Below are 24,908 nucleotides of genomic sequence, written 5' to 3'. Positions count from 1 at the left end.
AAGTTTAATGTTGTTATGAGAGACCGGCTGCGATAGTCCAAACGCGGAGGGCAGGCATGGCGAGCGATCCGGAAATTCAAATCAAGCAGCCCCGTACGAAGCGCGGTCAGGTCACGATGCGCAAGTTGCTGGATGCGGCGACGGCGGAGTTCGGCGAGCGCGGATTTCACGAAGCGTCGATCAGCTCGATCACGAGCCGGGCTGGCGTCGCGCTGGGTACGTTCTACACCTACTTTCAGAGCAAGGATGCCCTGTTTCGCGCGCTAATCGTCGATCTGAGCGGACAAATCCGTGCCGATGCCAGCGCGGCGATCGCGGGGGAATTAGATCCTCTCGCCATAGAGCGGCGAGCGCTCCACGCGTTTCTGGAGTTCGCTTCCGAGCACAAGGAAATCTACCGGATCATCGACGAGGCCGAGTTCGTCGATCCGGAAATGTACCGATATCACTATACGACGATCGCCGGGCGGATTGCGCAGCGACTTCGCGACGGGTCGAAGAACGACGCGCTAAGGGCCGACATTGGAGAGATCGAGGCATGGGCCATCATGGGAATGAACGTCTTCCTCGGTCTTCGGTACGCGGTCTGGCGCGCGGCCGACGATGCCGGATTGGATGACGTGTCGCGTACCGCCAACGAGCTACTGGAGCGCGGATTGTCCCGAGGTACATCCGAGACGGCTCGCTAACTCGATATCTGCCTCGCGAAAAGGCGGCTATGTCGTAAATACAGCTTTGGCCGGAACGAGGTTATCTCGTCCCGGCCGTAGTCGTTGGGTGGCTTTAGCGTGGTCAAGGCGCCGATTAAGTCCGGCGGTTAACCGTCACGGTCCCGCGCCGGATATTGCGCTCGCGTTTGGGTACCTTGCTGAAGCCGGTTGCGTCGACAGGATCGATGTAGGCATCACCGTCGCGTATCTCGATTTCAGACACGGGCACGAAACGGTGATCTTCGAGCACCAACGCCGCGACATGGTTCCGGTCAGGGTCGACGAGCATCCGCTGCACGGTTCCCAGCCGCTCTCCATCATAGGTATAGAGCGCATGTCCCCGCAGATCCTGCTCGCTGTTTTCGAGCTGGTAACTGTCAAGTTCGTGTAGGTCTTCATAGTTCTTGGCCATTTGGTCTCTCCTGTTCAGCGATTATGCCGCTTCGACAATTTCGATGTTGGCTTCGTCGATCACCAGCACTGCTTCCTGGTCGGAGAGGACGTTCATGGTATCCTGATCAAGCGCATCGCCTTCGATCTGCTGTGCCGCAATCGTCGAAGGATCGCGAACCGTTCCGCCGTTGAGGCGCAAGGTCGCTCCTTCATTGATGTCGATCCGGCGCTCGCGCGGCTGATCGATCACGATGGCGAACATCCGGGCACCGTCGTTCTCGATCCAGAAACCGCGATCGGTCAAAGGCCCGCCAACGTTTACTTCACCGGTAAAGCCTTCCGCACCGTAATAGGCGCTAGGGTTTTCCAGGATCGACGCAATAGTGAGAGCACCGTCCGAAGTAGTAGGCGCAACGACGACGGCATCCTCGCTCTGCTCGGCAACAGTCTGATCTACGACAACCTCTTCGGCAGCGTCATCATCAGCAAGAACCCACCAGAGAATGAGGGCCGCCAGCAAGAGAAGGAGCAGTATCCATAACCAGCTCAAGCTCGATTTTTTCTCGACGGGTATTTCTGCCATATTCGCTCTCCTCTGTTAAAGTCGCTACAAATCGAGCGAGCGGCACTGGCCTTTTGTTCCGACTTTCCCCGTTTGATTTAAGTTAATGATGAGAATTAGCCTGTCGGCGGCGCCACTACGATGTCATCTCGCGCTCCCGTGGCAGAGATGAACCGGGCGAACAGCTAGGCAGGAGTGGCCGATCATGCGGAAATCGGTAAGAGACATAGAGGGGACTTTCGTGGTGGATGACGAGTAGTACGCGCTACCCGTTCCTAACGACCGCCCGGCCGACAGGATTCATCAGGCGCAGGACTATGGACTTCTCAAGGTCGAGCGGCACACTTGCGAATAAGCGGCGACCTGCCCTATTGTAGGAGCAATATCGCAACACGCAGGTCAGGCTTCCCATCCCGCACTTTCATTCAACCACGCTTCGCTTGCGCGCCGAACAAGGCGCGCCACCGGGAAATCAGGTAAACATCCATGTATCTCGGCATTGATCTCGGCACCTCGGGCGTAAAGGCTGCGCTGATCGCCGATGACGGCGGGGTCGTCGCAGACGCGACCGCGCCGCTTACCGTCCAGCGGCCGCAATCCGGCTGGTCGGAGCAGAACCCGGCAGACTGGTGGGAAGCGGTCGACAAGGCGATCGGTGCACTGAGCGCATCGGACCGTGCTGCCGTGCGCGCGATCGGTCTTAGCGGACAGATGCACGGCGCTGTCCTGCTAGATGAAAACCAGGCGGTCTTGAGGCCCGCGATCCTGTGGAACGATGGGCGCAGCGCTGCGCAATGCCGCGAACTCGAAGCCGCCATTCCGGCATCGCATGATATCACAGGCAATCTGGCGATGCCGGGCTTCACCGCGCCCAAGCTGCTTTGGGTCAGGGAGCATGAGCCGGAAATCTTCGCTGCCACGCGAACGGTTCTGCTGCCGAAGGATTACCTGCGGCTGCGCATGACCGGCGACCTCGCCTCCGATATGTCGGACAGCGCCGGCACGCTCTGGCTCGATGTTGCGCAGCGCACATGGTCGGACAAGATGCTGGAAGCATGCGGCCTCTCGGTTTCCCACATGCCCTCCCTCTTCGAAGGATCGGAAGTGACCGGTACGCTTTCGACTGAGGTTGCTGCGCGGTGGGGAATGGAGCGCGTGCCGGTCGTCGCAGGGGCGGGAGACAATGCGGCAGGAGCAATCGGTGTCGGCGTGACCGCGCCGGGCGATGCCCTGCTCTCGCTCGGCACATCAGGCGTCACCTTCGTTGCGACCGACGGCTTCCGTCCCAATGTCGAAGGTGCGGTGCATACCTTCTGCCACGCCCTTCCGGGCGTATGGCATCAGATGGCCGTGCACCTGTCTGCAGCCTCCTGCATCGACTGGGCGATGCGGCAGCTCGGCATCGGCTCGCCGTCCGAGTTCTTCGGGCTTGCACAGCAGGTCGAGCCCGGAAGCGGACCAGAGATTTTCTTGCCCTACCTGAGCGGAGAGCGCACGCCGCACAATGACCCATCATTGCGCGCAGGCTGGCTTTACTGCGACGACACGACGACGCCTGCGCGGCTTGCAGCAGCCGTGCTGGAAGGCGTGGCGTTCACATTCGCCGACGGGATCGATGCTTTACGGGCAGCGGGCTCGCCAGTCAGCGAGGCGATCGCGATCGGGGGCGGCTCGCGATCGCGCCATTGGGGCCAGATCATCGCCAGCGCCACCGGGACGCAGCTTTCGTTCTGTTCGGGTGGCGATATCGGCCCGGCGCTGGGTGCTGCCCGTCTTGCCCGCATGGGGGCGACCGGTGAAGATGCAGCGACCGTTTGCACCGCCCCGCCGGTCGAAGATACTGCGAGCGTCGATGCCACCATGGCCAAACGCCTCGAACCCAAATTGCACCAGTTCAGAAGGGCCACTCGCGCCCTCGCCGAAACCACGAAAGGAATACGATGAGCGCCGACTATTTCTCCGACTTCTCGACCGTCCGTTACGAGGGGCCAGATAGCGACAGCGATTTCGCCTACCGGTTCTATGACAAGGATCGCGAGGTTTTGGGCAAGCGGATGGAAGACCATCTGCGTTTTGCCGTCTGCATGTGGCACACCTTCTCATGGCCGGGCAGCGACGTCTTCGGCGCAGGCACGTTCGACCGCCCGTGGCTGAACGGCCCGAACGACGCGGCAGCGGCCAAAGCGAAGCGCGAAGCGGGCCTGTCCTTTGTCGAGAAGCTGGACCTGCCCTTCTACTGCTTCCACGATGTCGACGTCATGGCCGACGCCGACGAGATCGGCGCGTTCCGCGATAGTTTTGCCGAAGCGGTCGACCATCTCGAGGAATTGCAGGAACAGCATGGCCGCACGCTGCTGTGGGGTACGGCGAACCTGTTCAGCCACCCGCGCTACATGGCGGGCGCTGCGACCAACCCCGATCCCGAAGTCTATGCCTGGGCGGCGAGCCAGGTCCGGGACGCGCTCGAAGCGACGCACCGGCTCGGCGGCGCGAACTACGTGCTGTGGGGCGGCCGCGAAGGCTACGACACGATCCTCAACACCGAGATCGGAACCGAGATGGACAATTTCGGGAGGTTCCTGTCGCTGGTCGTCGATTACAAGCACAAGATCGGGTTCGAAGGCACGATCCTGATCGAGCCGAAGCCGCACGAGCCGACCAAGCACCAGTACGACTTCGACACGCAGAGCGTCTTCGCCTTTTTGAAGCGCTACGGCCTCGAAAACGAGGTGAAGGTGAATATTGAGGCGAACCACGCCACCCTCGCCGGTCATGCATTCGAGCACGAGCTTGCCATGGCGCGTGCGCTCGGCATTCTCGGTTCGGTCGACGCGAACCGGGGCGATCCGCAGAACGGCTGGGATACCGACCAATTCCCGAACTCGGTCGAGGAATGGACGCTGGCGATGCTCGAGTTTCTGCGCGCCGACGGCTTCACGACCGGCGGGTTCAACTTCGATGCAAAGGTGCGCCGCCAGTCGATCGACGCAGCCGATCTGTTCCACGGCCACATCGGCGGCGTCGATACGATCGCGCGCGGTCTGCTGCGTGCCGCCAAGCTGATCGAAGACGGACGGCTCGAAGATTTCCGCTCGCAGCGTTATGCCGGCTGGGACGGAGAGCTTGGCCGGATGATCCACGCGGACGGCACGGGCCTCGCCGACATTGCCGACCATGCGGTTTCCAACAAGCTTGCGCCGGAGCGGCGTTCGGGCCGACAGGAATGGTGCGAGAACCTGCTCAACCGCGCATGACCCGCAAGCTATTTTCCGCGCCGTCCTTGTGATACCGGCTGGTTGCGTTAAGAAATCTTAATGCAACCTCGAATTGGAGACCCCGCGCATGGCTGACAGATCACCTTCCTTCGATCAGGTCAGCCGCAGGGGATTGATCAAGGGCGGCGTCGCCGGGGCCGCCGTTACCTCCGTGCAGGCAAAGGCGCAGGTTCGCGGCGGCGCGGAAAACACCGCCGCCGAACCTACGGTCCAGCGGGTTCCGATCACGCTAGACATCAACGGGCAGCACCGCGAATTGACGGTCGACACCCGCTCGACCCTGCTCGACGTGCTGCGCCACGACCTGGAACTGACCGGCTCGAAGAAAGGCTGCGACCACGGCCAGTGCGGGGCGTGCACGGTGCATCTCGACGGAACGCGGACGCTTTCGTGTCTGACGCTTGCCGTGCAGGCCGAGGGGAAGGCGGTCACCACGATCGAGGGGCTCGGCAGCCCCGATAACCTCCACCCGATGCAGCGCGCTTTCGTCGATAACGACGCGTTCCAGTGCGGCTACTGCACGCCGGGCCAGATCATGTCGGGCGTCGCCTGTATCACCGAGGGCCACGCGGGAAGCGACGCCGAAATCCGTGAATATATGTCGGGCAATCTGTGCCGCTGCGCAGCCTACCCCAACATCGTGGCTGCCGTGAAGCAGGCGCGCGGCGAAATGGAGGGCTGAGAGAATGCGACCGTTCCACTACGATAAGCCTGCAACCGCCACCGATGCGGTGACGAACTTCCGGCCCGGCGCGCAGTATTTCGCCGGCGGCACGACGATGGTCGATCTCATGAAGCTCGACGTGATGAAGCCAGCGCGGCTCATCGACATTTCCGGGCTGGAGAAGGGCCGCTACGACTTCATTAAGTGGTCGGGCAAATCGCTGCGGATCGGGGCGCTTACTCCGATGACGAAGCTGGCCGACGACGACAAGGTGCGCGCGCGCGTGCCGATGCTGTCGGACGCGCTGTGGCTCGCTGCGAGCCCGCAGATCCGCAACATGGCGCGTATCGGCGGCAATGTCCTGCAGCGCACCCGCTGCCCCTACTTCCGCGATACGAGCTACGAGCAGTGCAACAAGCGCAAACCCGGTTCGGGCTGCGCGGCGCTCGATGGCGGCGTGACCAGGCACCATGCGGTGCTCGGAACCTCGGACAAGTGCATCGCGACCTACCCCGGAGATTTCGCGCAGGCCCTTGTCGCGCTTGATGCGGTGGTTGAGATTCTGGGAGAGGACGGTCCGCGTTCCCTGCGCTTTGCCGACCTTCATGTCCTGCCCGAAGCGCGTCCGGACCGCGAAACGACACTGGCACCGAGCGACCTCATCATCGCGTTCTCCATTGAGGATGCCGATTTCCCGCGTTCGAAATATCTGAAGATCCGCGACCGCGAATCCTACGCCTACGCGCTCGCCTCGACCGCGTCCGCGTTGCGGATGGACGGCAACACGATCGCAGACGTACGGCTTGGGCTCGGCGGAGTTGCCACGACTCCGTGGCGCGCGCGCGAGGCGGAGGCCGCGCTGCGCGGCGGACCTGCGACCGAGGCGCAGTTTGCACGGGCGGCGGACATCGCCTTCGCCGGCGCATCCACGACGGACGAAAACGCATTCAAGGTCGAACTCGGCAAGCGCACGATGGTCCGCTCGCTGCTGGAGACCGCCAGGATGGAAGGCTGACGCGATGGCTCAGGATTATACCCCGGTTCCCGCCGCCAAGGAAAACATGGGCCAGCCGATCGCGCGTTACGAAGCCTTGCAGAAGGTGACGGGCGCGAAGATCTATGCCGACGACCTGCCGGTACCGGGCCGCCCTGCCTATGCGTGGATGGTTACATCGGGCATCGCGAAAGGCCGCATTACCTCCATCGACGACAGCGCGGCGCTGGCCGTGCCCGGCGTCCAGATGGTGATGACCCATGAGAACCGCCCGCCCCTCGGCGATGCGAAGACGTTTTCTAGCGGCGGCCTTGCGATCACCGAACTGGCGCCGCTCGCCGGACCGGAAGTGCACCACGACGGCCAGCCGGTCGCCCTCATCGTCGCCGACACGTTCGAGGCCGCGCGTGAAGCTTCGTTCAAGCTGAAGATCGCCTACACCGAGGATACGCCGACCGCGACCTTCGGCAGCCCGGGCGCGACGCAGAAGAACCTCAAGGAAGTCAATCCGAGCTTCGAACCGATCCGCTTCAACGATGCCGGTGCGGCTCTCGCCGGCTCTGCGCACACCATCGATTCTGAATACTACACGCCGATCCAGCACCACAACGCGATCGAGCTGTTCTCGACCACCGCTTACTGGGACGGCCCGCGGCTCGTGCTGCACGAGCCGAGCCAGTTCGTATGGGGACTGAAGAACGCCGCGGCGGAGCAGTTGCAGACCGACAGCGAAACAGTGCGTATCAAATCCCCGTTCGTGGGCGGAGCCTTCGGTTCCAAGGCCGCGATGACCCATCGCACCGCACTTGCCGCGATGGCGTCGAAGCAGCTCGGCCGCCCGGTCAAGCTCGTCGCGATGCGCGACCAGGGCTTCACCCATTCGGGGCACCGGCAGGAAACGCGCCAGCGCGTGCGCCTCGGCTGCGATGCCAGCGGCAAGCTGACCGGATACGACCATACGCAGTGGGAATTTACCGCGCGCACGACGCCCTACAGCAACGGCGGGCTCGAGAAGACCGCCGCGATGTACGACTTCAAGGCGGTGAAATCCGACAATTACGTGGTTCAGGGCGACCGCAACGTGCCGACCTTCATGCGCTCGCCCGCCGAAGTGCCGACCGTCTACGCACTCGAAGCGGCAATGAACGAACTTGCCGCGGAGGCGGGAATCGACCCGGTCGAGTTCCGCAAGATGAACGATACCCGCGTCGATCCGGTGAAGGGCGTGCCCTATACCAGCCGCTCGCTCAACCAGTGCCTTGATGCAGCCGCCGAACGCTTCGGCTGGAGCCGGCGCAATCCGCAGCCGCGTTCCATGCGGCAAGGCGAATGGCTGATCGGCTGGGGCTGTTCGATGGCGATGTATCCAACGCAAATGTCGCCTTCGACCGCGCGCGTGACCCTTAAGCGCAACGGCACGGCTTCGATCGAGGTCGCGGCGCATGATGTCGGCACAGGCTGCTATACCATTGCGGCGCAAGCAGCGGGCGAGCGGCTCGGCATCGATCCGACGCGGATCTCGGTGCAGATGGGCGACAGCCGCCTGCCGCCCGGCCCGGTGTCCGGCGGCTCGATCTCGACCGCCAGCGTGACCAGCGCGGTCGCGAACGCCTGCGACCGGCTCAACGAGCGCCTCGGCCTGCCCGCCGATGCGACCGCCGACCAGCGGCGAGCGGCCATAGCGGCGATGTCGATGCCCGAACTCGACGCGACCGGATCGTGGTTTCCTGCCGAGCTCGACCAGAAGGCAGTCGACGCGCTCTACGAAGGCGGCGTGCGCATAGTCGGCGGCTCCACGGACAAGCGCGCTATGTATGCATTCGGCGCGGAAATGGTCGAGGTGCGCATCAACGAGCGTACCCGCGAAGTTCGCGTACCGCGGATCGTAGGCGCCTTTGCTGCGGGCCACATCATGAACCCGCGTACGGCGCACAGCCAGTATCTCGGCGGGCTCATCTGGGGCATTGGGTCGGCGCTGCATGAATCGACTGAGATCGATCACAAGCGCGCGCGCTACACCAACGATAACATCGCCGAATACCTCATCCCGGTGAACGCGGATATCGGCGAGGTCGACATCATCATGGTCCCCGAGGTCGACGACGAGATCAACGTGCTCGGCGTCAAGGGCATCGGCGAGCTTGCCAATGTCGGCACGCCTGCGGCCATTACCGATGCGATCTGGCACGCGACCGGCATTCGCATCCGCGACCTTCCGGTACGGATCGAGAAGCTGCTGTAAGTGCACCGAGAAGGGGTCTAGCGATGCCTAGACCCACTTAAGCGTCGTCTAGTCCGACCCTATCGCCGCGTGAAAGGCTGCATGCGAGGCGGCCAGGGCGGCGTCGCTGTCGATCAGCGACTGGCGGCTCGCAATGAGCTGGCGCTGCGCGTCGAGCACGTCGAACAGCGAAGCCAGCCCCTCGCGGTAAAGCGCGTTCGATTGCGACAGCGCGGTCTCGCTTTCTTCGATTGCGTCGGCCAGTGCGTCGCTGCGCTGCTGGTACGCTTCGATCGCGACGAGCGCATTTTCGACTTCGCCGAGCGCGTCCAAAAAGACCGCGTTGTATTCGGCGAGCCGGGCCTGCGTTTCGAACTCTGCGGCCGCCACTTCCGCCCGGCGCCGTCCGCCGTCGAACAGCGGCAGGTCGAGCGCCGCGCCCACGCCGATGAGGAAGTCGCGGAACAGGCCGCCAAGCGTGCCGTCGCCGATGCCGAGCGTGCCGGGAATGGTGAGCGAGGGCCGAAGGTCCGCCCGCTCGATCCCGATCTCCGCCGCCGCCTGCGCCAGCCGAGCTTCCGCCGCGAGAATGTCGGTTCGCCGCCGCAACAGGTCTGCCGGAACCCCGGCCGGCGGTCCGAACCCGTAGTCGGGTATCTCCGCCTCGCCCGCATCGGGGACCGCGAAGTCACCGGGCGGCTCGGCCAGCAGCACCGCCAGCGCGTTTTCCGCCTCGTTCCGCGCGATCGCGATGAGGCCGCGCCGGGCCCGCGTCTGCGCAAGGTCGGCGGCGGCTCTGCGCACATCGAGATTGGCCGCCAGCCCCGCCTCGAAGCGCAGCGTGACGATCCTGAGCGTCTGCTCTTGAAGGTCGGTCGATTGTTCGAGCAGTTCGAGCTGCGCGCCGGTACGCCGGTACTCGATATACTGGTTGGCGATGACTGCCGCGACGATCCGCCTTTGATCCGCGAGGAAATATTCGGCTTCCGCGTAATCCGCCGCCGCTGCGCGGACCTCCGCTGCCAGCCTTCCGTTGATGTCGGGATTGAACAGCCCGAACAGCCCCGCCGTCGCAGTCAGGGCGCTGTCGGTCGTCACCGACAAGCCCGCCTCCGCCGTGCCGTCGACCGACGGCGCGAGGTCCGACCGCTCGGCCCGCAAAAGCGCCGCTGCCGCCCCCAGCCGGTCCGCCGCGGCGTCGATGTCGAGATTGGCCGCAAGCCCCTGCCGCACGAGCGCATCGAGCACCGGGTCGCCGTAACCGAGCCACCAGTCTCGGTCGATGCCGGACGGCGGCAAGTCCGTCGCGTAGTCCGGTGGTACCTCGACGAGCGGGACAGTCACTTCCTGCTCGGTGGTCGCACAGGCGGACAGCAGCGTCGCCGCGCATAAGGCTCCGGCGAGTGCCTTCATGCAGGGGCCATCGTCATGTCTTCGTCCACGTCCTCGATCTCGGCGCGGAGCCGCTCCAGATCGACGCTGCGGGGTTTGCCGAAGCGCGCGACCGCGAGATAAATGACCGGCGTCAGGAAAAGGGTGAAGACGCCGGCGATGCCGAGCCCGCCGAAGATCACCCAGCCGATCGACTGGCGCGCTTCCGAACCCGCCCCGCTGGCGAGGATCAGCGGCAGTGCGCCGACCACGGTAGAAATTAGCGTCATCGCGATCGGCCGCAGGCGGATCGCCGCCGCCTCTTCCACCGCCTCGCGCACGCTGCGTCCCTGATGACGCAGCTGGTCGGCGAACTCGACGATCAGGATGCCGTTCTTCGCCATGAGGCCAATGAGCATGACGAGCCCAATCTGCGAATAGATGTTGAGCGATACGCCCGAGATGAACAGCGAGAAGATCGCCGCGGCCAGCGCGAAGGGTACGGTCAGCAGCACCACGAGCGCGCTCGTCAGGCTTTCGAACTGCGCCACCAGTACAAGGAACACGATGACCAGCGCGAAAGCGTAGGTCAGCAGCAGGTCGTTCGAGGTTTCCTCTAGGCTTTCGGCCTCGCCCTGCAGCAGCATGTCAATGCCCGGCCCGACCGCCTCTTCCGACAGGCGTTCGATCTCGTCCACCGCATCGCGCAGCGGCGTGCCCGCTTCGATGTTGGCGCTGACCTCGATCGCGCGGCGCTGCTCGGTCCGGTCGAGTTCGGCGGCAATTCCCTGTTCGTCGATCTCCGCAACGCTGGACAGCGGGATGAGCGATTCCTGCCCCCCGACGGTGCCGCGCACGTAGAGATTGCGTAGGTCGGAGGGGTTGGTGACGGTCACCGCCTGCGCGGTCAGGAAGATCGGCACCGCCTGGTCGCCGACGTTCAGATCGACGAGGTCGTCTCCGCCCACCATCGCACGCAGGGTCTGCGCGAGATCGTCGAGGTTCACGCCTAGGTCGGCGGCGCGCTGCCGGTCGATCCGCACCGACAGCTGCGGCTGCGTCGGCTGATAGGATATCTCGGCGTTCGACAGGATTTCGGATTCGGTATCGATCGCGGTCGCAAGCGCCTGCGCCGAATCGTAGATCGTGTCGTATTCCGCTCCGGTAAGGGCGACCTCGATCCCGTTGCCGCCGCCGCCGAAGCTGAGCGTACCGCGCCCCCGCGCATTGGTGCGCGAACCGGGTATCTCCTGCAGCGGCTCGTTCAGTTCCTCCACGATCTCGGTCTGGCTACGGTCGCGGTCGTCCCAGTCGGCGAGCTGTGCGGTTACCCGAACGCGGTTGGGATCGTAGCGCCCGACGATGGAGAAGGTGCTCTCGATCTCGCCGCTGTCGAGATAGGGCTGAAGCACTCGCTCGACCTCGTCGAGTTCGCCGTCCATGAAATCGATGCCGACCCCGTCCGGGCCGGTCGCATCGACGGTGATGACGCCGCGGTCTTCGTCGGGCACGAGTTCGTTGTCGAGCTGCGAGTAGAGCAGGCCCGCCGCACCGGCGATGACGATGGAGACGATGCCGACCAGCTTGGGCCGGTCGAGGCAGCGCACCAGCGCGCTTTCGTACCAGTCGTTCGCCTTGTGACCCCAGCGCGACAGCCGCCCGCGCTTCGTTTCGTCCTCGTCCTCCTTGTCGCTCGTTAGGTCGAACCGGGCGGCAAGCGCCGGGACGAGCGAGAGCGCGACGAAGCTCGAGATGATTACGGCGACGGCGAGGACGAAGCCGAACTCGCGGAACAGGCGGCCCGCTTCGGACGGCAGGAAGCTGATGGGGACGAACACCGATACCAGCACCGCGGTGGTCGCGACCACCGCGAAGAAGACCTGCCGTGTCCCGAGCACGGCGGCGGCGCGGCGCCCCAGCCCCTTGTTCTGCAACCGCTGAGCATTCTCCAGCACCACGATCGCATCGTCCACGATGAGGCCGGTCGCAAGCACCAGCGCGAGCAGCGTCAGCAGATTGATCGAAAAGCCCATCAGCCAGATGCCCGCAACCACGCCGACGAGCGCGACGGGGATGGTGGCGCTTGGCACGATCGTCGGCCGCCACGCGCGGAAGAACACCAGCATCGTGCCGATCACGACGAGGATGGTGAAGCCCAGCGTAATTAGCACTTCCTGCACCGAAATGCGGATGAACTCGGCATCGTCGGACACGACTTCGATCGAAAGGTCGTCGAACCGCTCGTTTAGCGCGTCGACCCCCTGCCGGATGCTGTCCGAAATCTCGATCGTGTTCGAGCTTGCCTGCCGCACGACGCCCAGCCCGACGATGGGCCGCCCGTCGAGCCGCACGAAGTTGCTCGCATTGGCGGGGGCGAAGTCGGCCTGCGCAACGTCGCCGACCCGCGTGGTGCCGGAAACGACGACATTCTCGATAAGGGCGGGATCGGTCGCGCTCGCCTCGGCCCGGACCACCAGTTCCTGCGCGTCCGAACGGAACGAGCCGACGGGCACGTCGTAAGGCGCGTTCTCCAGCGCATCGGCGACATCGGTCAGCGTCAGGCCGAACCGGTTGAGCCGCGCCGGATCGACCGACACGCGCATCTGCCGCGCGCGGGTGCCGAACTGTTCGATGCTCGCCACCCCTTCGGCGGCAAGCAGTTCGGGCACGATGTCGTTCTCGACGATGCTGGTAAGCTCCGCCTGGTCGTATTCGGTCGACTGGACCGCCAGCGTCATGATCGGCTGCGCGTCCTGATCCGCCTTGACCACGGTCACCTGCTCGACCCGCTCGGGCAGGTCGCGGTTCACCCGGCTGACTGCCTCGCGCACGTCGGATGCCGCGGTGTCGAGGTCGATGCCGGGATTGAACTCGACCCGGATACGCGAATTGTTCTCTTCGCTGGACGAACTGATCTGCCGCACCCCGGAAACGCGCGCGACTGCATCCTCTAGGATGCTGGTCACCTCGGAATCCATTGTTTCCGGCGCCGCGCCGGGGAGGCTCGCCGTGACCGACACGATCGGGCGGTCGACATTGGGCAATTCGCGCACTTCGGCGCCGAGCAGGGCAGCGATCCCGGCGATGACGATCAGCAGGTTGAGCACGCCGATCAGCAGCGGCCGCTTGACCGCCAGCATGGGCAGGTCGAGCTTATTCTTCATCGGCTGCGGGCGTAGGGGCGGCCTTCTGCGGATCGCGCATGCGGACTTGCTGCTCGCGGGCTCCGCCGCTGCGCACGATCCGGATATCCTGCCCGTCGCGAACCTTCTGCACGCCTTCGACGATCACGCGGTCGTCGCGCCGGATCGCGCCGTCGACGAACACGTTGCCCTCGCGCCGCGCGGTGATGGTGACCGGGATGCGGACCGCCTTGCCCTCGCGGATGACGAACAGGTGCGAGCCTTCCCCGCCCCACACGATCGCCTGCTCGGGAACGACGGGCCTCGCGTCGCCTGCGCGGTTGAAGACAACGCGGAAGCTCATGCCGGGGCGCAGCCGGTCGTTCTCGTTAGGGATCGCGGTGCGCACGATGAAATCGCGGCTGTCCTGCGAGATGCGGTTGTCGGTCGTCACCACGCGCGCGTCGATCGTGCGCGACGGGTCGGAGAACGGCGTGACCTGCACCACCTGGCCGGGCCGGAGTGCGTTGAAAACTGCCTCGGGCGCGGGAAAGTCGACGTAGAGCGTACCGCGCTGGTCGATCTGCGTGATGGGGGTCGAATCGTTCACGCGGTCGCCGGGGTCGATCTCGGTAAGCCCGACGTGTCCGCTGAACGGTGCACGGACCACCCGGTCGGCCAATGCCGTTCGCGCCTGTTCCAGCGCGACGCGGGCCGAGGCAAGCGCGGTTTCGCCCGCTTCGATCTGGCTTTCGGAAATTGCGCCCGTATCCTCGATCCGCCGGTAGCGGCCGAGAAGCTGGTCCGCCTCGCGCACATCGACCTGCGCCGCCTCGACCGCGAGCCGCTCCTGCCGGGAGTCCAGCCGCAGGAGGGGCTCGCCCTCTCGCACATAGTCGCCGGCACTGAACAGCACGCTCGTCACCCTGCCCGCAGTCTCGGGGTAGATTTCCGCCGAAGTCGCCGCGCGTGCCGAGCCGATGGCCTCGATCTCGAGCTGCTCGGGAAGGACCGCGATCGCCTCCGCCACGACCGGAACGGCTTCGCGTTCGGGCTCGCTCTCCTCTTCGCTGCAGGCGGCGAGAGACAGAAACAGGGTTGCGGCGGCTAGGCGAAGTGGGGGGAACGGCACGGGGCTCATGCCTAACGGTTAACGATAGGAGGGGAAAGCGCTATTGTCGGGATTGGTACGACTAATGGCGCTCAGGCCGAACATAGGTCACCCGCCCCTTGAAACCATTGCGCGGCCCGTGCGCTTATTCCTCGCATAAAGGAGGCAGCATGGCAGCGCGCGCATATTGGCAGGGACAGATAAGGCTCGCCCTCGTATCGATCCCGGTGGAGATCTACTCGGCGTCGAAATCCGGCGCGAAGATCAGCTTCAACCAGATCCACGAACCCAGCGGCAAGCGCGTCAAATACGAAAAGACCGTGCCCGGCATCGGTCCCATCGACACCGACGAGATTATCAAGGGCTACGAAGTCTCGAAAGGCGAATACGTCCTCCTCGAAGAGGAAGAGATCGAGGCGGTGAAGATCGAGAGCCGCAAGACGCTCGAACTCGTCCAGTTCGTCGACCAATGCGAGATCGACCCGCTCTATTTCGAGAAGCCCTACTACGTCGCGCCGAAGGACGATCTGGCCGAAGAAGCCTTCGTCGTCCTGCGCGAGGCGCTGCGCAAATCGAAGAAGGTCGCGCTGGGCCAGTTGTCGGTGCGCGGCAGCGAGAAGCTCGTGGCGATCAAGCCGTGCGGCAAGGGACTTCTGCTCGAAACGCTGCGTTATGCAGACGAGGTGCGCAAGGGACAGATGTTCTTCAGCGAGATTGACGAGGCCAAGCCGAAGAAGGAACTGCTCGATCTCGCGACCACGCTGATCGACGACCGCAGCGCACCTTTCGATGCAAGCGAGTTCGAGGATCGCTACATCGATGCGCTGAAGAAACTGATCGACAAGAAGGCGAAGTCGAAGAGCAAGAAAGCGATCATCGAAGACGCGGACGAGCCCGAAACCTCGGGCGGCAACGTCGTCGACCTGATGGCCGCGCTCAAGAAATCGGTCGGCGATAAAGCGCCTGCAAAGTCGCGGGCGAAGACCAAGAAGTCGGCCTGACATGGCACGCGCGAAGAAATCCGCCGATCCGCTCGAAACGTACAACGCCAAGCGCGACTTCAAGAAGACGCCTGAACCTTCCGGCGAGGCGCAAAGCAGCGACAGCGGCAATCTCTTCATCGTGCAGAAGCATGACGCCACACGGCTGCATTGGGATTTGCGGCTGGAAGCGGACGGCGTCCTCAAAAGCTGGGCGGTCACGAAAGGCCCCTCGCCCGATCCCGACATCAAGCGGCTCGCGGTGCGGACGGAGGACCATCCGATGTCCTACGCCGAGTTCGAAGGCACGATCCCCAAGGGCGAATACGGCGGCGGCACGGTGATGCTGTGGGACCGCGGGACCTGGGCGCCGATCGAGGGCAAGAGTGCGAAGGACCTCGAAAAGGGGCATCTGCATTTCACGCTCGAAGGCGAGCGGATGAAGGGCGAGTGGCTGCTCATCCGCCTGAAGAAGAAGCCGGGCGAGAAGCGCGAGAACTGGCTGCTGCGTAAATTGCAGGACGATCACGCGGAAGAGGGCGACGCGCTGGTCGAACGCGAACTGACGAGCGTGCTGACCGGTCGGTCGATGGCGGAGATTGCAGCCGACAAGAAAGGCGAATTCTCGCTCGAGGGGAAGAAGGGCGACGCCTTTCTCGAGCAGATGGAAAAGGCCTCGGACCGGAACGCAAAGAAGGCGAAGTCGCGCAAGCGCGGCTCTGCTCCGCTGCCCAAGTTTCGCAAGCCGCAGCTCGCAACGCTGGTCGACGAAGTGCCGACCGGCAATGGCTGGATGCACGAGATCAAGTTCGACGGCTACCGCGCCGTTCTGGCAGTCAAGGGCGATGACGTGCGCGTCTACACGCGCAGCGGCAAGGACTGGACTGACAAGTTCGAACCGCTTGCCGAAACCCTCGCCGCGCTCGACCTGCCCTCATGCCTGATCGACGGCGAGATCGTCGCAACCGATGCCAAGGGAAATCCCGACTTCTCCACCCTGCAACAGGTGCTGAAGCGCGGACACGGTAGCCAGACGAAGGCGGACCGACTGGAATATCACGCCTTCGACCTGATCGAACTCGATGGCGAAGACCTGGCCGACCTTCCCAATATCGAGCGCAAGGAACGGCTGGAGGCGCTGCTGTCCTCCGCCCAGCCGCCGATCTTCGTCGCCGACCACGTCATCGGCGCGGGCGAGAAGCTTTACGACACGATGTGTGATGCCGGACAGGAAGGGATCATCGCGAAACGCATCGACGCCCCCTACCGCCATTCGCGCAGCAAAAGCTGGGTGAAGGTCAAATGCACCCGGCGGCAGGAATTCGTCATTGTCGGCTGGAAGAAATCTTCGGCCAAGGGACGGCCGTTCTCCTCACTGCTGATGGCGCAACACGAGGATGGCGAACTCGTATACAAGGGGAACGTCGGCACCGGCTTCACCATGGACGACCTCGAAAGCCTTGCATCGAAGATGAACCGGCTGGAGCGCAAGACGCCTCCGGTCGAAACCGACAAGGCGAGCGCTCGCGGCGTGACCTGGCTTACACCCAAGCTGGTGGCCGAAGTCGCCTTCGCCGAGTTCACCGCCGACGGTAACGTGCGGCACGGCAGCTTCCTCGGCCTGCGCGAGGACAAGGACGCCGCGAAGGTAACGCCGGAAAAACCCGCTTCCGCTCCGAAGGAAGGGGGCGAAGGCGTCAAGATTTCCAGCCGCGATCGGGTGGTCTTTCCCGAAAGCGGGCAGACCAAGGGCGAACTTGCCGATTATTACGCCGCGGTGGCTCCGCTCATGCTGCCCTTCGTCGGGCGGCGGCCGGTCAGCCTCGTCCGCTGCCCGCAAGGCCGGTCCCGCAAGTGCTTCTTCCAGAAGCACGACAGCGGCAGCTTCGGCGACAGCGTCCACCACGTCCCCATCAAGGAGAAGGACGGAGGGAGCGAGGATTACCTCTATGTCGAGGATGCGCGCGGCCTGCTCCAGTGCGTACAGATGGGCACGATCGAGTTTCACGGTTGGGGCGCGCGCACGAGCGACGTGGAAGCACCCGACAAGATGATCTTCGACCTCGATCCCGATGAGGGGCTGGACTTCGGCGACGTGAAACAGGCTGCAAGCGACATCAAGGCGCGGCTGTCCGACATCGGCCTCGTCAGCTTCGCCATGCTGTCGGGCGGCAAAGGCGTGCACGTCATCGTGCCGCTGGAAACCGGCCATTCGTGGGAAGCGCACAAGGACTTCGCGCGCCGCTTCGCCGAGGCGCTCAGCCTGGCGGAACCGGACCGCTTCACCGCGACGATGAGCAAGGCGAAGCGCAAGGGGAAGATTTTCATCGACTGGCTGCGCAACCAGCGCGGATCGACCGCCGTCGTGCCCTACTCCGCCCGCGCCCGCACGGGAGCGCCCGTCGCGGTGCCGATCGCGTGGGACGAGCTTAAGAAGATGCAGGACGCCAAGCCCTTCAGCATCGACGACGCGGACAAGCTGCACGAGCGCGCGCAGGACAAGGCGCTATCGGGCTGGGGCTTTGCGGCGCAGACCCTGCCCGACGTCTAGGAGCCGCTCACCCGGCCCGCGACGAGGTCGTCGACCACGCCCGGATCGGCGAGCGTCGAAGTATCGCCCAAACTGTCCGTGTCGTTCTCCGCTATCTTTCTCAGAATGCGCCGCATGATCTTGCCCGAGCGCGTCTTGGGCAGGCCCGGCGCGAATTGCAGCGCATCGGGCGTAGCGATCGGGCCGATCTCGCCGCGGACCCACGTCTTCAGCTGTTGGCGTAGTTCTTCGCTGTCTGCGACGCCCGCTTTCAGCGTCACGAAGGCGTAGATGCCCTGCCCCTTGATGTCGTGCGGCATTCCGACGACCGCGGCTTCGGCGACGTCCTCGTGCGCGACGAGAGCGCTTTCGACTTCCGCCGTGCCCATCCGGTGGCCGGACACATTGATGACGTCGTCCACCCGCCCCGTGATCCAGTAGTAGCCGTCCTCGTCGCGGCGGCAGCCGTCGCCGGTGAAATACTTGCCCGCATAGGTGCTGAAATAAGTCTGGAAGAAGCGCTCGTGATCGCCGTAGACGCTGCGCATCTGGCCGGGCCAGCTTTGCGCGATGACGAGATTGCCGGACGTCGCGCCCTCCAGCACCGCGCCTTCCGCGTCGACCAGCTGCGGCATGACGCCCGGCAGGGGCTTCGTCGCCGAACCCGGCTTGGTATCTACCACGCCCGGCACCGGCGCGATCATCGCGCCGCCGGTTTCGGTCTGCCACCAGGTATCGACGACGGGGCAGCGCCCCTCGCCCACGACATTCGCGTACCAGTTCCACGCTTCGGGATTGATCGGCTCGCCCACCGTGCCGAGCAGTCGCAATTGCGAACGGTCGTGGCGCGTTACCCATTCATCGCCCTCGCGCATGAGCGCACGGATCGCCGTCGGCGCGGTGTAGAAGATCGTGACGCCCAGCCGCTGCGAGGTTTCCCAGAACCGGCCCGGATCGGGATAGTTCGGGACGCCGTCGAACATGACCGTCTTCGCCCCGTTCGCGAGCGGCCCGTAGACGACATAGCTGTGCCCCGTGACCCAACCGACATCGGCGGTGCACCAGAACACGTCGTCCGCGTCCGCACCGAACAGCGTGTCGAAGGTGTAGGTGACCCAAAGCAGATAGCCGCCGGTCGTATGCAGCACGCCCTTGGGCTTGCCGGTCGAGCCGGAGGTGTAAAGGATGAACAGCGGATCTTCCGCGTTCATCCGCTCGGGCTCGCACTCCGCGCCGACTTCGCCGCGCCGCTCGTGCCACCAGACGTCGCGCTCGTCCGTCATCGCGACATCGTCGCCGGTCCGGCGAACCACGATGACGCTTTGAACGTCCGGGCATTTGGCGAGCGCCTTGTCCGCATTCTCCTTCAGCGGAATGCGCTTGCCGCCGCGCCTCCCCCCGTCCGCGGTAATCAGGATCGTGCTTTCGCAGTCGGTGATCCGGTCGGCGAGGCTGTCGGGGGAAAAGCCGCCGAACACCACCGAATGCACCGCGCCGATCCGCGCGCAGGCGAGCATCGCGATCGCCGCTTCGGGGATCATCGGCATGTAGAGCGTCACCCGCGTGCCTTTCTTGCACCCTTCCGCTTTCAGCACGTTGGCGAATCGGCACACCTCTTCGTGCAGCTCGCGGTAGGTGAGCGTGCGCCCCTCGCCCGGCTCGTCGCCTTCGAAGATGATCGCCGTCTGGTCGCCGCGCGTGGCGAGATGTCGGTCGATGCAGTTTGCGGACACGTTCAGCTCGCCATCGGCGAACCAGCTGATCCCGAAATCCGCTTTCTCGAAACTGCTCTCGTTCGCTTTTTCGGGGAGGCGTATCCAGTCGAGCCGCTCTGCTTGCTTCAGCCAATAGGCGTCAGGGTCACGCTCCACCGCTTCGTGACTCTGCGCAAGCTGCTGCGCTTTGGCGGTGTCCGGCATATCGTTATCCTCTCGAAATCGGGCGTTTGCATGCGAGCATAACGAAGGCTCGCCGCGGCGGAAAGGACGATAAAGCCGCGCCGGTCAGCGTATCCGGTAGCGCACTCCCGCCCACAGGGTGCGCGGCACGCCGAGGTCGATGGAGCCTGACTGGTTGCGGGTGACGATCCGCTCGTCCAGCAGGTTCTCGCCCCGAAGCACCAGCGAGAATGCTTCGGTCAGGCCGAACTCGGCGAAGGCGTCGAGCGTCGTCGCGGCGGGCAGGACATCGGTTTCCTGGTCGTCCTCGAACTGCGCGGAAACATGGCGCAGCGTCGCTGCGATCTGCACATCGGCGCTCGGTACATAGGCAAGGCGCGCGCTGCCAGCGAACGTCGGCGTCTGCGGCGGGCGGTTGCCGTCGAGCAGCGCGGAAGCGTCGCTACCCTCGATCTCCGCGTCGGTCCAGGCGATCGAGGCGTCCACCTCCCATGCGCCGAAACGTGCGTCCGCCGCCGCCTCGATCCCGCGCGACCGCACGGCATCGACGTTGCGGCGCTGGCGCAGGTTTTCCTCGAGCGTTACGTTGGCGATGGCATTCTCGACCTGGTTGTCGAAGGCTGTGAGCGATAGGCCGATATTTGCAGATGGGGTCAGGTCGAAGCCGACTTCGTATCCGCGCAGTTGCTCGTTTGCGAGTTCGGCATTCGCCTCCGTGACGACCGGAAACACCACGAAGGGCCGGTAAAGCTCGTTGAGGGTCGGCACGCGCAGACCGCTGTAGGCCGCGGCGCGCAGAGCGAGCACATCGCTCGGCCGGTAAAGGATGCCGCCGCGCAGCGAGGTGTCCCAGCCCGACCGGTCCGCATAGATATCGTCGCGCTCGACCGCGCCGCTCCCGTCCACCGCGCGGTAGAAACCGTCGCGAATGCTCCAGCGGTCGAGCCGTACGCCGCCGGTGAGGATTACGTCGGCGATCGTCCAATCGTGTTCGGCGAACAGGCCCAGATCGCCGTTCGTCCCCCCGGCCCTGCGACGCGAGGTGAGGTTGCCGCTGAACGCGCTGTAGGCCTCTTCGTTGAGCGTACCCGAAGCGCCGCGATAGTCGGCTCCGACACGCAGCACGTGGTTCGGCCCGAGCGGCGGGCGCACTTCGAGCTTTCCGCCGTAGCCGGTCGAAGGGGTCTTGCGCTGGTCGAGCACCGGTACGAAGCGGGTCGAGCTGATGACGATATTGGAGAAGTCGCGCCGCTGGACGTAGCCGAGCGCATCGAACTGCCACGCGCCCTGACCGACCAAGCGCAGGCTCATATCCTCGCCGCTGCTGCTGCTGTCCGCCCCCTCGAAGCGCAGCGTGCGCTCGTCGCGGAACACGAGAGCGCGCGCCTGAAGCTCGGTATTGGCGGCTACCGGCGCTACTCCGCGCAGCGACACGGACCAGCTGTCGTAATTGGATCGTGAGGTCGCGGGTACGCGCTGATCTACCGGCGTGGTGAAGAACCCCGGCCCGCGGTCATAGCGCCCCGACACCGAAGCAAAGCCCGAGCCGAGCTGCGGATTGAGCGAAGCGCCGACTTCCGTCCCGCCGCGATCGTTCGCGAGAACCGAGGCGCTGGCGAACCCGAGCGTTGCTGCGTCCGCGCTCTCCAGTTCGATCGTCCCGGCGACTGCGCCCGAACCGAAAGCGCCCGATCCGCCGCCGCGCGTCACGCGGATCGAAGCGAGCCGCTCCGGCACGAGCGCAGGCAGCGGGATATAGCCGAAGAACGGATCCGCCATCGGCACGCCGTCGAGGAGCACCAGCGCGCGGCTGGTCGCATTGCCGCCGAGCGCGCGCAGCGTGACGCCCTGCGCCGACGGATTGGACGAGCGGCTGTCCGAGCGGCGGAACTGCTGGAAGCCCGCTACGCTTGCCAGCACATCCTCGATCCGGCCGGACGCCGACGAGGTAATTTCCTCGCGGTCGATAACCTGCATAGCGTAAGCGGGCGTTGCGGGCGCATCGGGCAACCCGCGCCCGGTGACGATGATTGTCTCGGCGACGGTCTCTTCTTCGGGCAAGTCTTCTTCGGTGTCCGTCGCCGCGTCCTGCGCGAAAACGGGCTGGGCGAAGCCGGCGAGCGCAGCGGACAGAAGCGGGTAGATGGATCGGCGTAGGGGGAACGTCATGGACGCAGTCCTTTGCATGGCCGCACGCGCAAGACCAGCCTTCGGCCCGCAGACGGCACGAGAAAGGGCGGCACCCGCGAAGGCACCGCCCCTTTCTTGTTCGTCCGAATACGCACCTTTGAAAGCGCGCATCCAAGAGCGATTACTTGAGCTCGACGGTACCGCCGGCTGCTTCGATCTTGCTCTTGATTTCTTCGGCTTCTGCCTTGTTGACACCTTCCTTGAGCGCCTTGGGAGCGCCTTCGACCAGTGCCTTGGCTTCGCCGAGGCCGAGACCGGTGATGCCGCGGACTTCCTTGATCACCTGGATCTTCTTGCCGCCGTCGCCGGTCAGGATGACGTCGAATTCGTCCTTTTCTTCGGCTGCCGGTGCGTCGCCGCCCGCTGCCGGGCCGGCTACTGCAACTGCTGCAGCGGCGCTAACGCCCCACTCTTCTTCGAGAGCCTTGGCCAGTTCGGCCGCTTCGAGGACGGTCAGTTTCGAAAGTTCTTCAACAAGTTTGGCGATGTCTGCCATGATTGATTACTCCAATAAATCGGCAGGGTGCATCTGTGATACAGCCCCTCAGAATTTGATCGCGAAATCGCGAATTAAACCCAATGCCTTGCGTTATGCCGCTTCCTTGGCGCCGTAAGCACCGAAGACGCGGGCCAGCTTGTTCGCCGGTTCGCTGACGACACGTGCGATTTTCGTCGCAGGTGCGTTGACGAGACCGATGAGCGTGCCGCGCAGCTCGTCGAGGCTCGGCATGGAGGCAAGTGCCTTCACTCCGGCTTCGTCGAGCATCTGTCCACCCATCGAACCGCCGACGATTTCGAGCTTGTCGTTCGTCTTGGCGAATTCCACCGCAGCTTTCGCAGCCGCGACCGGGTCTTCGGAATATCCGAGAGCGATCGGGCCGGTCAGAAGGTCGGACAGACCTTCGTACTGGGTGTCTTTCAGGGCGCGCATGGCAAGACGGTTCTTCGCAACCTTGTAGGCCGCACCGGCTTCGCGCATCTTCGTCCTCAGGTCGGTGGACTGTGCCACCGTGAGGCCGAGGTTGCGGGTGACAACCACCACGCCGACCTCGTTGAAGATTGCGTTGAGCTGGGCAACCGCATCGGTTTTCTGCGAACGATCCATGCCTTACTCCTTCTCACAAATGACCGTGCGGGATTGCGCCTGCACGGCCGGCTCACATTTCGCCCCGCCGCTAACCGGCAAGGGCGAAGTCCAACGATGGGGAAAGGAGGTGCGCAAATTGCGCGTGAGGCTGCGGGATGGCAGCCGAAAAATCTCTGTTCCCCGCCTAGGCTGGAAATTAAGACCGGCTATTTCCGGTCACCAACTGTCTCGGACGGACGAACGGCGCACGAAAAAGGCCCGCCGTTCAGTGGCGGGCCTTTAGCGGTTTCATCGTAGCCGTCAAGGACGTTCGGGTCTTCCGATGTCCCTCGGCGCCGACTTACATCCCCGGATCGGTTTCTTCCATCGCGGGATCGGTCATCATCTCGGGGTTTTCGGTAGCCGTCGGGGTCGGCTCGATCTCGGTCTGCAGCATGCCGTCTTCCGCCGGGTTCTCACCCATCATTGTGTCCTCGCCGCCCGGTGTGGTCACAGTGTCGGCTTCAAGATCGGCGGTATCGCTGCCGTCGATCGGTTCGCCGCACGCACCGAGCGCGGTGATCATCGGGGCGAGCGCAATGAAAAGTGTCTTTCGCATAGTATGTCTCCTGACTTCGCTAATGCAATGGACCGCGCTGCCCGTCGTTCCCGTAACGCCGCTTACTCGCCGGCGGTAGGGTCGGCGTAAGCGAGCAGGTCGCCCGGCTGACAATCGAGTTCCCGGCAGATCGCTGCGAGCGTCGAGAAACGGATCGCCTTGGCCTTCCCCGTCTTGAGGATCGACAGGTTGGCCAGCGTCAGCCCCACCCGCTCCGCAAGCTCGGTCAGGGTCATGCGGCGCTCGTGCAGCAGGTCGTCGAGCTTCACCAAAATGCTTCCTCCGTCGTTATCGCCTGGCATCACACAGTCCCTTCCAGATCGGCGCGCAGCGATGTGCCGTGACGGAACACGCGGGCGAGGATGAAGAGGACGATTACCAGCAGAATACCGCTGAAATCGACGTCCGTGTCGATCGAGGCATTGACCTCCTCGAAGACGCGCTGAATGTAGATCGTCAGCGCGGCGGCAGGGATGACGAGCAGCTGAATGCCGAGCATGAGCCAGGCCATCGCGGTCAGGCGGTCGGCGTTTTCCGGTACGAAGGGGTCACCCTCACCTACCGTGTCGACGATGCGACGCATGTGGCGCAGGAAGAAGAAGGCCAGCACCACCACGGCAAGCCCGATCGCCATCACGCCGAGCACCGGCAGCAGCGGGAAGGCGATGTCGGTGCGGCCGGTCTCCTCTCGCATTTCGGCGGTAACCCGGTCCTGCAAAACAACCAGGAGTGGTATACCGACAACCAGGGCAGCGGCGGCGATGCCCATGATTCCCTGCCCGATCAGGATCAGCACGCGGGCGACGGCTAGCAGCGGGTCACTTGGTCTTACGGTCATGAGGCATCTCCCTTTCGCGGTGATTTCAAACGATAAGCGTGATGTCTGTGGCAATTACGCTAGCTGCCTCGACCGGGGGAACGGTAACGACCGCCTGAAGGCTGCCGAAGGTGAGCAGCAAAGCAGCAAATACCGCGGCGAACTGGGAAGAGAATTTAACCATTTATCGATCTCCTTGATATGAGTTATCGAAGAACGATATGGACTTCGCGATGCATATTGTCAATCGATAATATCGGATTACGATAAATCGCGCATCGATAAATGATGTCCTTGGCTTTCAACCACTTTCCGGACGTCATGCCGTTTGACATGGGCAGGCGGGGTTCCTACATGAGCCTCGACCGCCAGCTTCGAGCAGGCC

General features: G+C 64.2%; 21 protein-coding genes. 8 read left to right on the top strand and 13 right to left on the bottom strand.

The genetic code is table 11. From position 1 onward, the window contains the following. Window positions 1-56 precede the first annotated feature (56 nt). Complete coding sequence (locus HUV48_RS09660) at window positions 57-689, top strand: TetR/AcrR family transcriptional regulator (RefSeq protein WP_176267577.1); 633 nt, start codon at window positions 57-59, stop codon at window positions 687-689. 115 nt (window positions 690-804) lie between these two features. On the opposite strand, the gene HUV48_RS09655 is transcribed toward HUV48_RS09660, so the two are convergent. Both HUV48_RS09655 and HUV48_RS09650 read right to left on the bottom strand, forming a co-directional pair. Next, window positions 805-1,122: a PRC-barrel domain-containing protein gene (locus tag HUV48_RS09655; protein WP_176267576.1), complete on the bottom strand. Its 318-nt coding sequence runs from the start codon at window positions 1,120-1,122 to the stop codon at window positions 805-807. Between the two features lie 21 nt (window positions 1,123-1,143). Further along, window positions 1,144-1,686, bottom strand: a complete 543-nt coding sequence (locus HUV48_RS09650; protein ID WP_176267575.1) for a hypothetical protein — start codon at window positions 1,684-1,686, stop codon at window positions 1,144-1,146. Between the two features lie 465 nt (window positions 1,687-2,151). Here HUV48_RS09650 and xylB point away from each other — a divergent pair, with 465 nt between their 5' ends. The 5 genes from xylB to HUV48_RS09625 all read left to right on the top strand — a co-directional run bounded on the left by xylB (window position 2,152) and on the right by HUV48_RS09625 (window position 8,840). Continuing rightward, the gene (gene xylB / locus HUV48_RS09645) at window positions 2,152-3,609 is read left to right on the top strand and encodes a xylulokinase (protein WP_176267574.1); all 1,458 of its coding nucleotides are present in this window, start codon (window positions 2,152-2,154) and stop codon (window positions 3,607-3,609) included. Then, on the top strand, window positions 3,606-4,919 hold the full coding sequence (gene xylA / locus HUV48_RS09640) for a xylose isomerase (RefSeq protein ID WP_176267573.1): 1,314 nt from the start codon (window positions 3,606-3,608) through the stop codon (window positions 4,917-4,919). The genes xylB and xylA overlap by 4 nt, the downstream gene beginning before the upstream one ends. 88 nt (window positions 4,920-5,007) lie before the next feature. Next, complete coding sequence (locus tag HUV48_RS09635; RefSeq protein ID WP_176267572.1) at window positions 5,008-5,622, top strand: (2Fe-2S)-binding protein; 615 nt, start codon at window positions 5,008-5,010, stop codon at window positions 5,620-5,622. 4 nt (window positions 5,623-5,626) lie between these two features. Next, entirely contained in the window at window positions 5,627-6,619 is a 993-nt protein-coding gene (locus tag HUV48_RS09630) for an FAD binding domain-containing protein (RefSeq protein WP_176267571.1), read from the top strand. A 4-nt stretch (window positions 6,620-6,623) separates the two neighbouring features. Then, window positions 6,624-8,840 (top strand): xanthine dehydrogenase family protein molybdopterin-binding subunit, encoded by a 2,217-nt coding sequence (locus tag HUV48_RS09625; protein WP_217906765.1) that lies wholly within the window; start codon window positions 6,624-6,626, stop codon window positions 8,838-8,840. Between the two features lie 48 nt (window positions 8,841-8,888). On the opposite strand, the gene HUV48_RS09620 is transcribed toward HUV48_RS09625, so the two are convergent. Genes HUV48_RS09620 through HUV48_RS09610 form a run of 3 tightly spaced genes read right to left on the bottom strand, consistent with a single transcriptional unit; the run spans window position 8,889 to window position 14,453 of the window. After that, on the bottom strand, window positions 8,889-10,232 hold the full coding sequence (locus tag HUV48_RS09620) for an efflux transporter outer membrane subunit (protein ID WP_176267570.1): 1,344 nt from the start codon (window positions 10,230-10,232) through the stop codon (window positions 8,889-8,891). Then, window positions 10,229-13,354, bottom strand: a complete 3,126-nt coding sequence (locus tag HUV48_RS09615; RefSeq protein WP_176267569.1) for an efflux RND transporter permease subunit — start codon at window positions 13,352-13,354, stop codon at window positions 10,229-10,231. Before HUV48_RS09615 ends, HUV48_RS09620 begins: the two co-directional genes overlap by 4 nt. After that, complete coding sequence (locus tag HUV48_RS09610; RefSeq protein ID WP_176267568.1) at window positions 13,344-14,453, bottom strand: efflux RND transporter periplasmic adaptor subunit; 1,110 nt, start codon at window positions 14,451-14,453, stop codon at window positions 13,344-13,346. The genes HUV48_RS09615 and HUV48_RS09610 overlap by 11 nt, the downstream gene beginning before the upstream one ends. Window positions 14,454-14,593: 140 nt before the next feature. Between HUV48_RS09610 and ku the strand changes: the two genes are divergently transcribed. Together ku and ligD are read left to right on the top strand one after the other, a co-directional pair. After that, window positions 14,594-15,424: a non-homologous end joining protein Ku gene (gene ku, locus HUV48_RS09605; RefSeq protein ID WP_176267567.1), complete on the top strand. Its 831-nt coding sequence runs from the start codon at window positions 14,594-14,596 to the stop codon at window positions 15,422-15,424. 1 nt (window position 15,425) lies between these two features. Then, window positions 15,426-17,954, top strand: a complete 2,529-nt coding sequence (gene ligD, locus HUV48_RS09600; protein WP_176267566.1) for a DNA ligase D — start codon at window positions 15,426-15,428, stop codon at window positions 17,952-17,954. On the opposite strand, the gene acs is transcribed toward ligD, so the two are convergent. From acs to HUV48_RS09560, 8 genes are all read right to left on the bottom strand, one after another. Further along, a complete protein-coding gene (gene acs / locus HUV48_RS09595; RefSeq protein WP_176267565.1) occupies window positions 17,951-19,852 on the bottom strand; it encodes an acetate--CoA ligase in 1,902 nt (633 codons plus the stop codon). The genes ligD and acs overlap by 4 nt on opposite strands. An 84-nt stretch (window positions 19,853-19,936) precedes the next feature. Then, on the bottom strand, window positions 19,937-22,000 hold the full coding sequence (locus HUV48_RS09590) for a TonB-dependent receptor plug domain-containing protein (protein ID WP_176267564.1): 2,064 nt from the start codon (window positions 21,998-22,000) through the stop codon (window positions 19,937-19,939). Window positions 22,001-22,142: 142 nt separating this feature from the next. After that, window positions 22,143-22,517 (bottom strand): 50S ribosomal protein L7/L12, encoded by a 375-nt coding sequence (rplL, locus tag HUV48_RS09585; RefSeq protein WP_176267563.1) that lies wholly within the window; start codon window positions 22,515-22,517, stop codon window positions 22,143-22,145. Between the two features lie 93 nt (window positions 22,518-22,610). After that, window positions 22,611-23,126, bottom strand: coding sequence for a 50S ribosomal protein L10 (gene rplJ / locus HUV48_RS09580; protein WP_176267562.1), 516 nt, complete (start codon window positions 23,124-23,126; stop codon window positions 22,611-22,613). Between the two features lie 322 nt (window positions 23,127-23,448). Further along, window positions 23,449-23,706, bottom strand: coding sequence for a hypothetical protein (locus tag HUV48_RS09575; protein ID WP_176267561.1), 258 nt, complete (start codon window positions 23,704-23,706; stop codon window positions 23,449-23,451). 62 nt (window positions 23,707-23,768) lie between these two features. Beyond that, entirely contained in the window at window positions 23,769-24,008 is a 240-nt protein-coding gene (locus tag HUV48_RS09570) for a helix-turn-helix domain-containing protein (RefSeq protein WP_176267560.1), read from the bottom strand. Further along, window positions 24,008-24,544: a DUF2975 domain-containing protein gene (locus tag HUV48_RS09565; protein ID WP_176267559.1), complete on the bottom strand. Its 537-nt coding sequence runs from the start codon at window positions 24,542-24,544 to the stop codon at window positions 24,008-24,010. The genes HUV48_RS09570 and HUV48_RS09565 overlap by 1 nt, the downstream gene beginning before the upstream one ends. Window positions 24,545-24,569: 25 nt before the next feature. Beyond that, on the bottom strand, window positions 24,570-24,707 hold the full coding sequence (locus HUV48_RS09560; RefSeq protein ID WP_176267558.1) for a hypothetical protein: 138 nt from the start codon (window positions 24,705-24,707) through the stop codon (window positions 24,570-24,572). Between the last annotated feature and the right edge of the window lie 201 nt (window positions 24,708-24,908).

It is taken from the genome of Qipengyuania atrilutea, assembly GCF_013370205.1.
GTDB classification, from domain to species: Bacteria; Pseudomonadota; Alphaproteobacteria; order Sphingomonadales; family Sphingomonadaceae; genus Actirhodobacter; species Actirhodobacter atriluteus.
Note: the sequence above shows the minus strand (reverse complement) of the source record. Positions and strands in the feature narration are given on the sequence as shown.

What these genes read in the sequence shown, in the direction of transcription:
- HUV48_RS09660 (WP_176267577.1), top strand. Translation starts at nt 57, where the DNA reads ATGGCGAGCGATCCGGAAATTCAAATCAAGCAGCCCCGTACGAAGCGC.
- HUV48_RS09655 (WP_176267576.1), bottom strand. Translation starts at nt 1,122, where the DNA reads ATGGCCAAGAACTATGAAGACCTACACGAACTTGACAGTTACCAGCTC.
- HUV48_RS09650 (WP_176267575.1), bottom strand. Translation starts at nt 1,686, where the DNA reads ATGGCAGAAATACCCGTCGAGAAAAAATCGAGCTTGAGCTGGTTATGG.
- xylB (WP_176267574.1), top strand. Translation starts at nt 2,152, where the DNA reads ATGTATCTCGGCATTGATCTCGGCACCTCGGGCGTAAAGGCTGCGCTG.
- xylA (WP_176267573.1), top strand. Translation starts at nt 3,606, where the DNA reads ATGAGCGCCGACTATTTCTCCGACTTCTCGACCGTCCGTTACGAGGGG.
- HUV48_RS09635 (WP_176267572.1), top strand. Translation starts at nt 5,008, where the DNA reads ATGGCTGACAGATCACCTTCCTTCGATCAGGTCAGCCGCAGGGGATTG.
- HUV48_RS09630 (WP_176267571.1), top strand. Translation starts at nt 5,627, where the DNA reads ATGCGACCGTTCCACTACGATAAGCCTGCAACCGCCACCGATGCGGTG.
- HUV48_RS09625 (WP_217906765.1), top strand. Translation starts at nt 6,624, where the DNA reads ATGGCTCAGGATTATACCCCGGTTCCCGCCGCCAAGGAAAACATGGGC.
- HUV48_RS09620 (WP_176267570.1), bottom strand. Translation starts at nt 10,232, where the DNA reads ATGAAGGCACTCGCCGGAGCCTTATGCGCGGCGACGCTGCTGTCCGCC.
- HUV48_RS09615 (WP_176267569.1), bottom strand. Translation starts at nt 13,354, where the DNA reads ATGAAGAATAAGCTCGACCTGCCCATGCTGGCGGTCAAGCGGCCGCTG.
- HUV48_RS09610 (WP_176267568.1), bottom strand. Translation starts at nt 14,453, where the DNA reads ATGAGCCCCGTGCCGTTCCCCCCACTTCGCCTAGCCGCCGCAACCCTG.
- ku (WP_176267567.1), top strand. Translation starts at nt 14,594, where the DNA reads ATGGCAGCGCGCGCATATTGGCAGGGACAGATAAGGCTCGCCCTCGTA.
- ligD (WP_176267566.1), top strand. Translation starts at nt 15,426, where the DNA reads ATGGCACGCGCGAAGAAATCCGCCGATCCGCTCGAAACGTACAACGCC.
- acs (WP_176267565.1), bottom strand. Translation starts at nt 19,852, where the DNA reads ATGCCGGACACCGCCAAAGCGCAGCAGCTTGCGCAGAGTCACGAAGCG.
- HUV48_RS09590 (WP_176267564.1), bottom strand. Translation starts at nt 22,000, where the DNA reads ATGACGTTCCCCCTACGCCGATCCATCTACCCGCTTCTGTCCGCTGCG.
- rplL (WP_176267563.1), bottom strand. Translation starts at nt 22,517, where the DNA reads ATGGCAGACATCGCCAAACTTGTTGAAGAACTTTCGAAACTGACCGTC.
- rplJ (WP_176267562.1), bottom strand. Translation starts at nt 23,126, where the DNA reads ATGGATCGTTCGCAGAAAACCGATGCGGTTGCCCAGCTCAACGCAATC.
- HUV48_RS09575 (WP_176267561.1), bottom strand. Translation starts at nt 23,706, where the DNA reads ATGCGAAAGACACTTTTCATTGCGCTCGCCCCGATGATCACCGCGCTC.
- HUV48_RS09570 (WP_176267560.1), bottom strand. Translation starts at nt 24,008, where the DNA reads ATGCCAGGCGATAACGACGGAGGAAGCATTTTGGTGAAGCTCGACGAC.
- HUV48_RS09565 (WP_176267559.1), bottom strand. Translation starts at nt 24,544, where the DNA reads ATGACCGTAAGACCAAGTGACCCGCTGCTAGCCGTCGCCCGCGTGCTG.
- HUV48_RS09560 (WP_176267558.1), bottom strand. Translation starts at nt 24,707, where the DNA reads ATGGTTAAATTCTCTTCCCAGTTCGCCGCGGTATTTGCTGCTTTGCTG.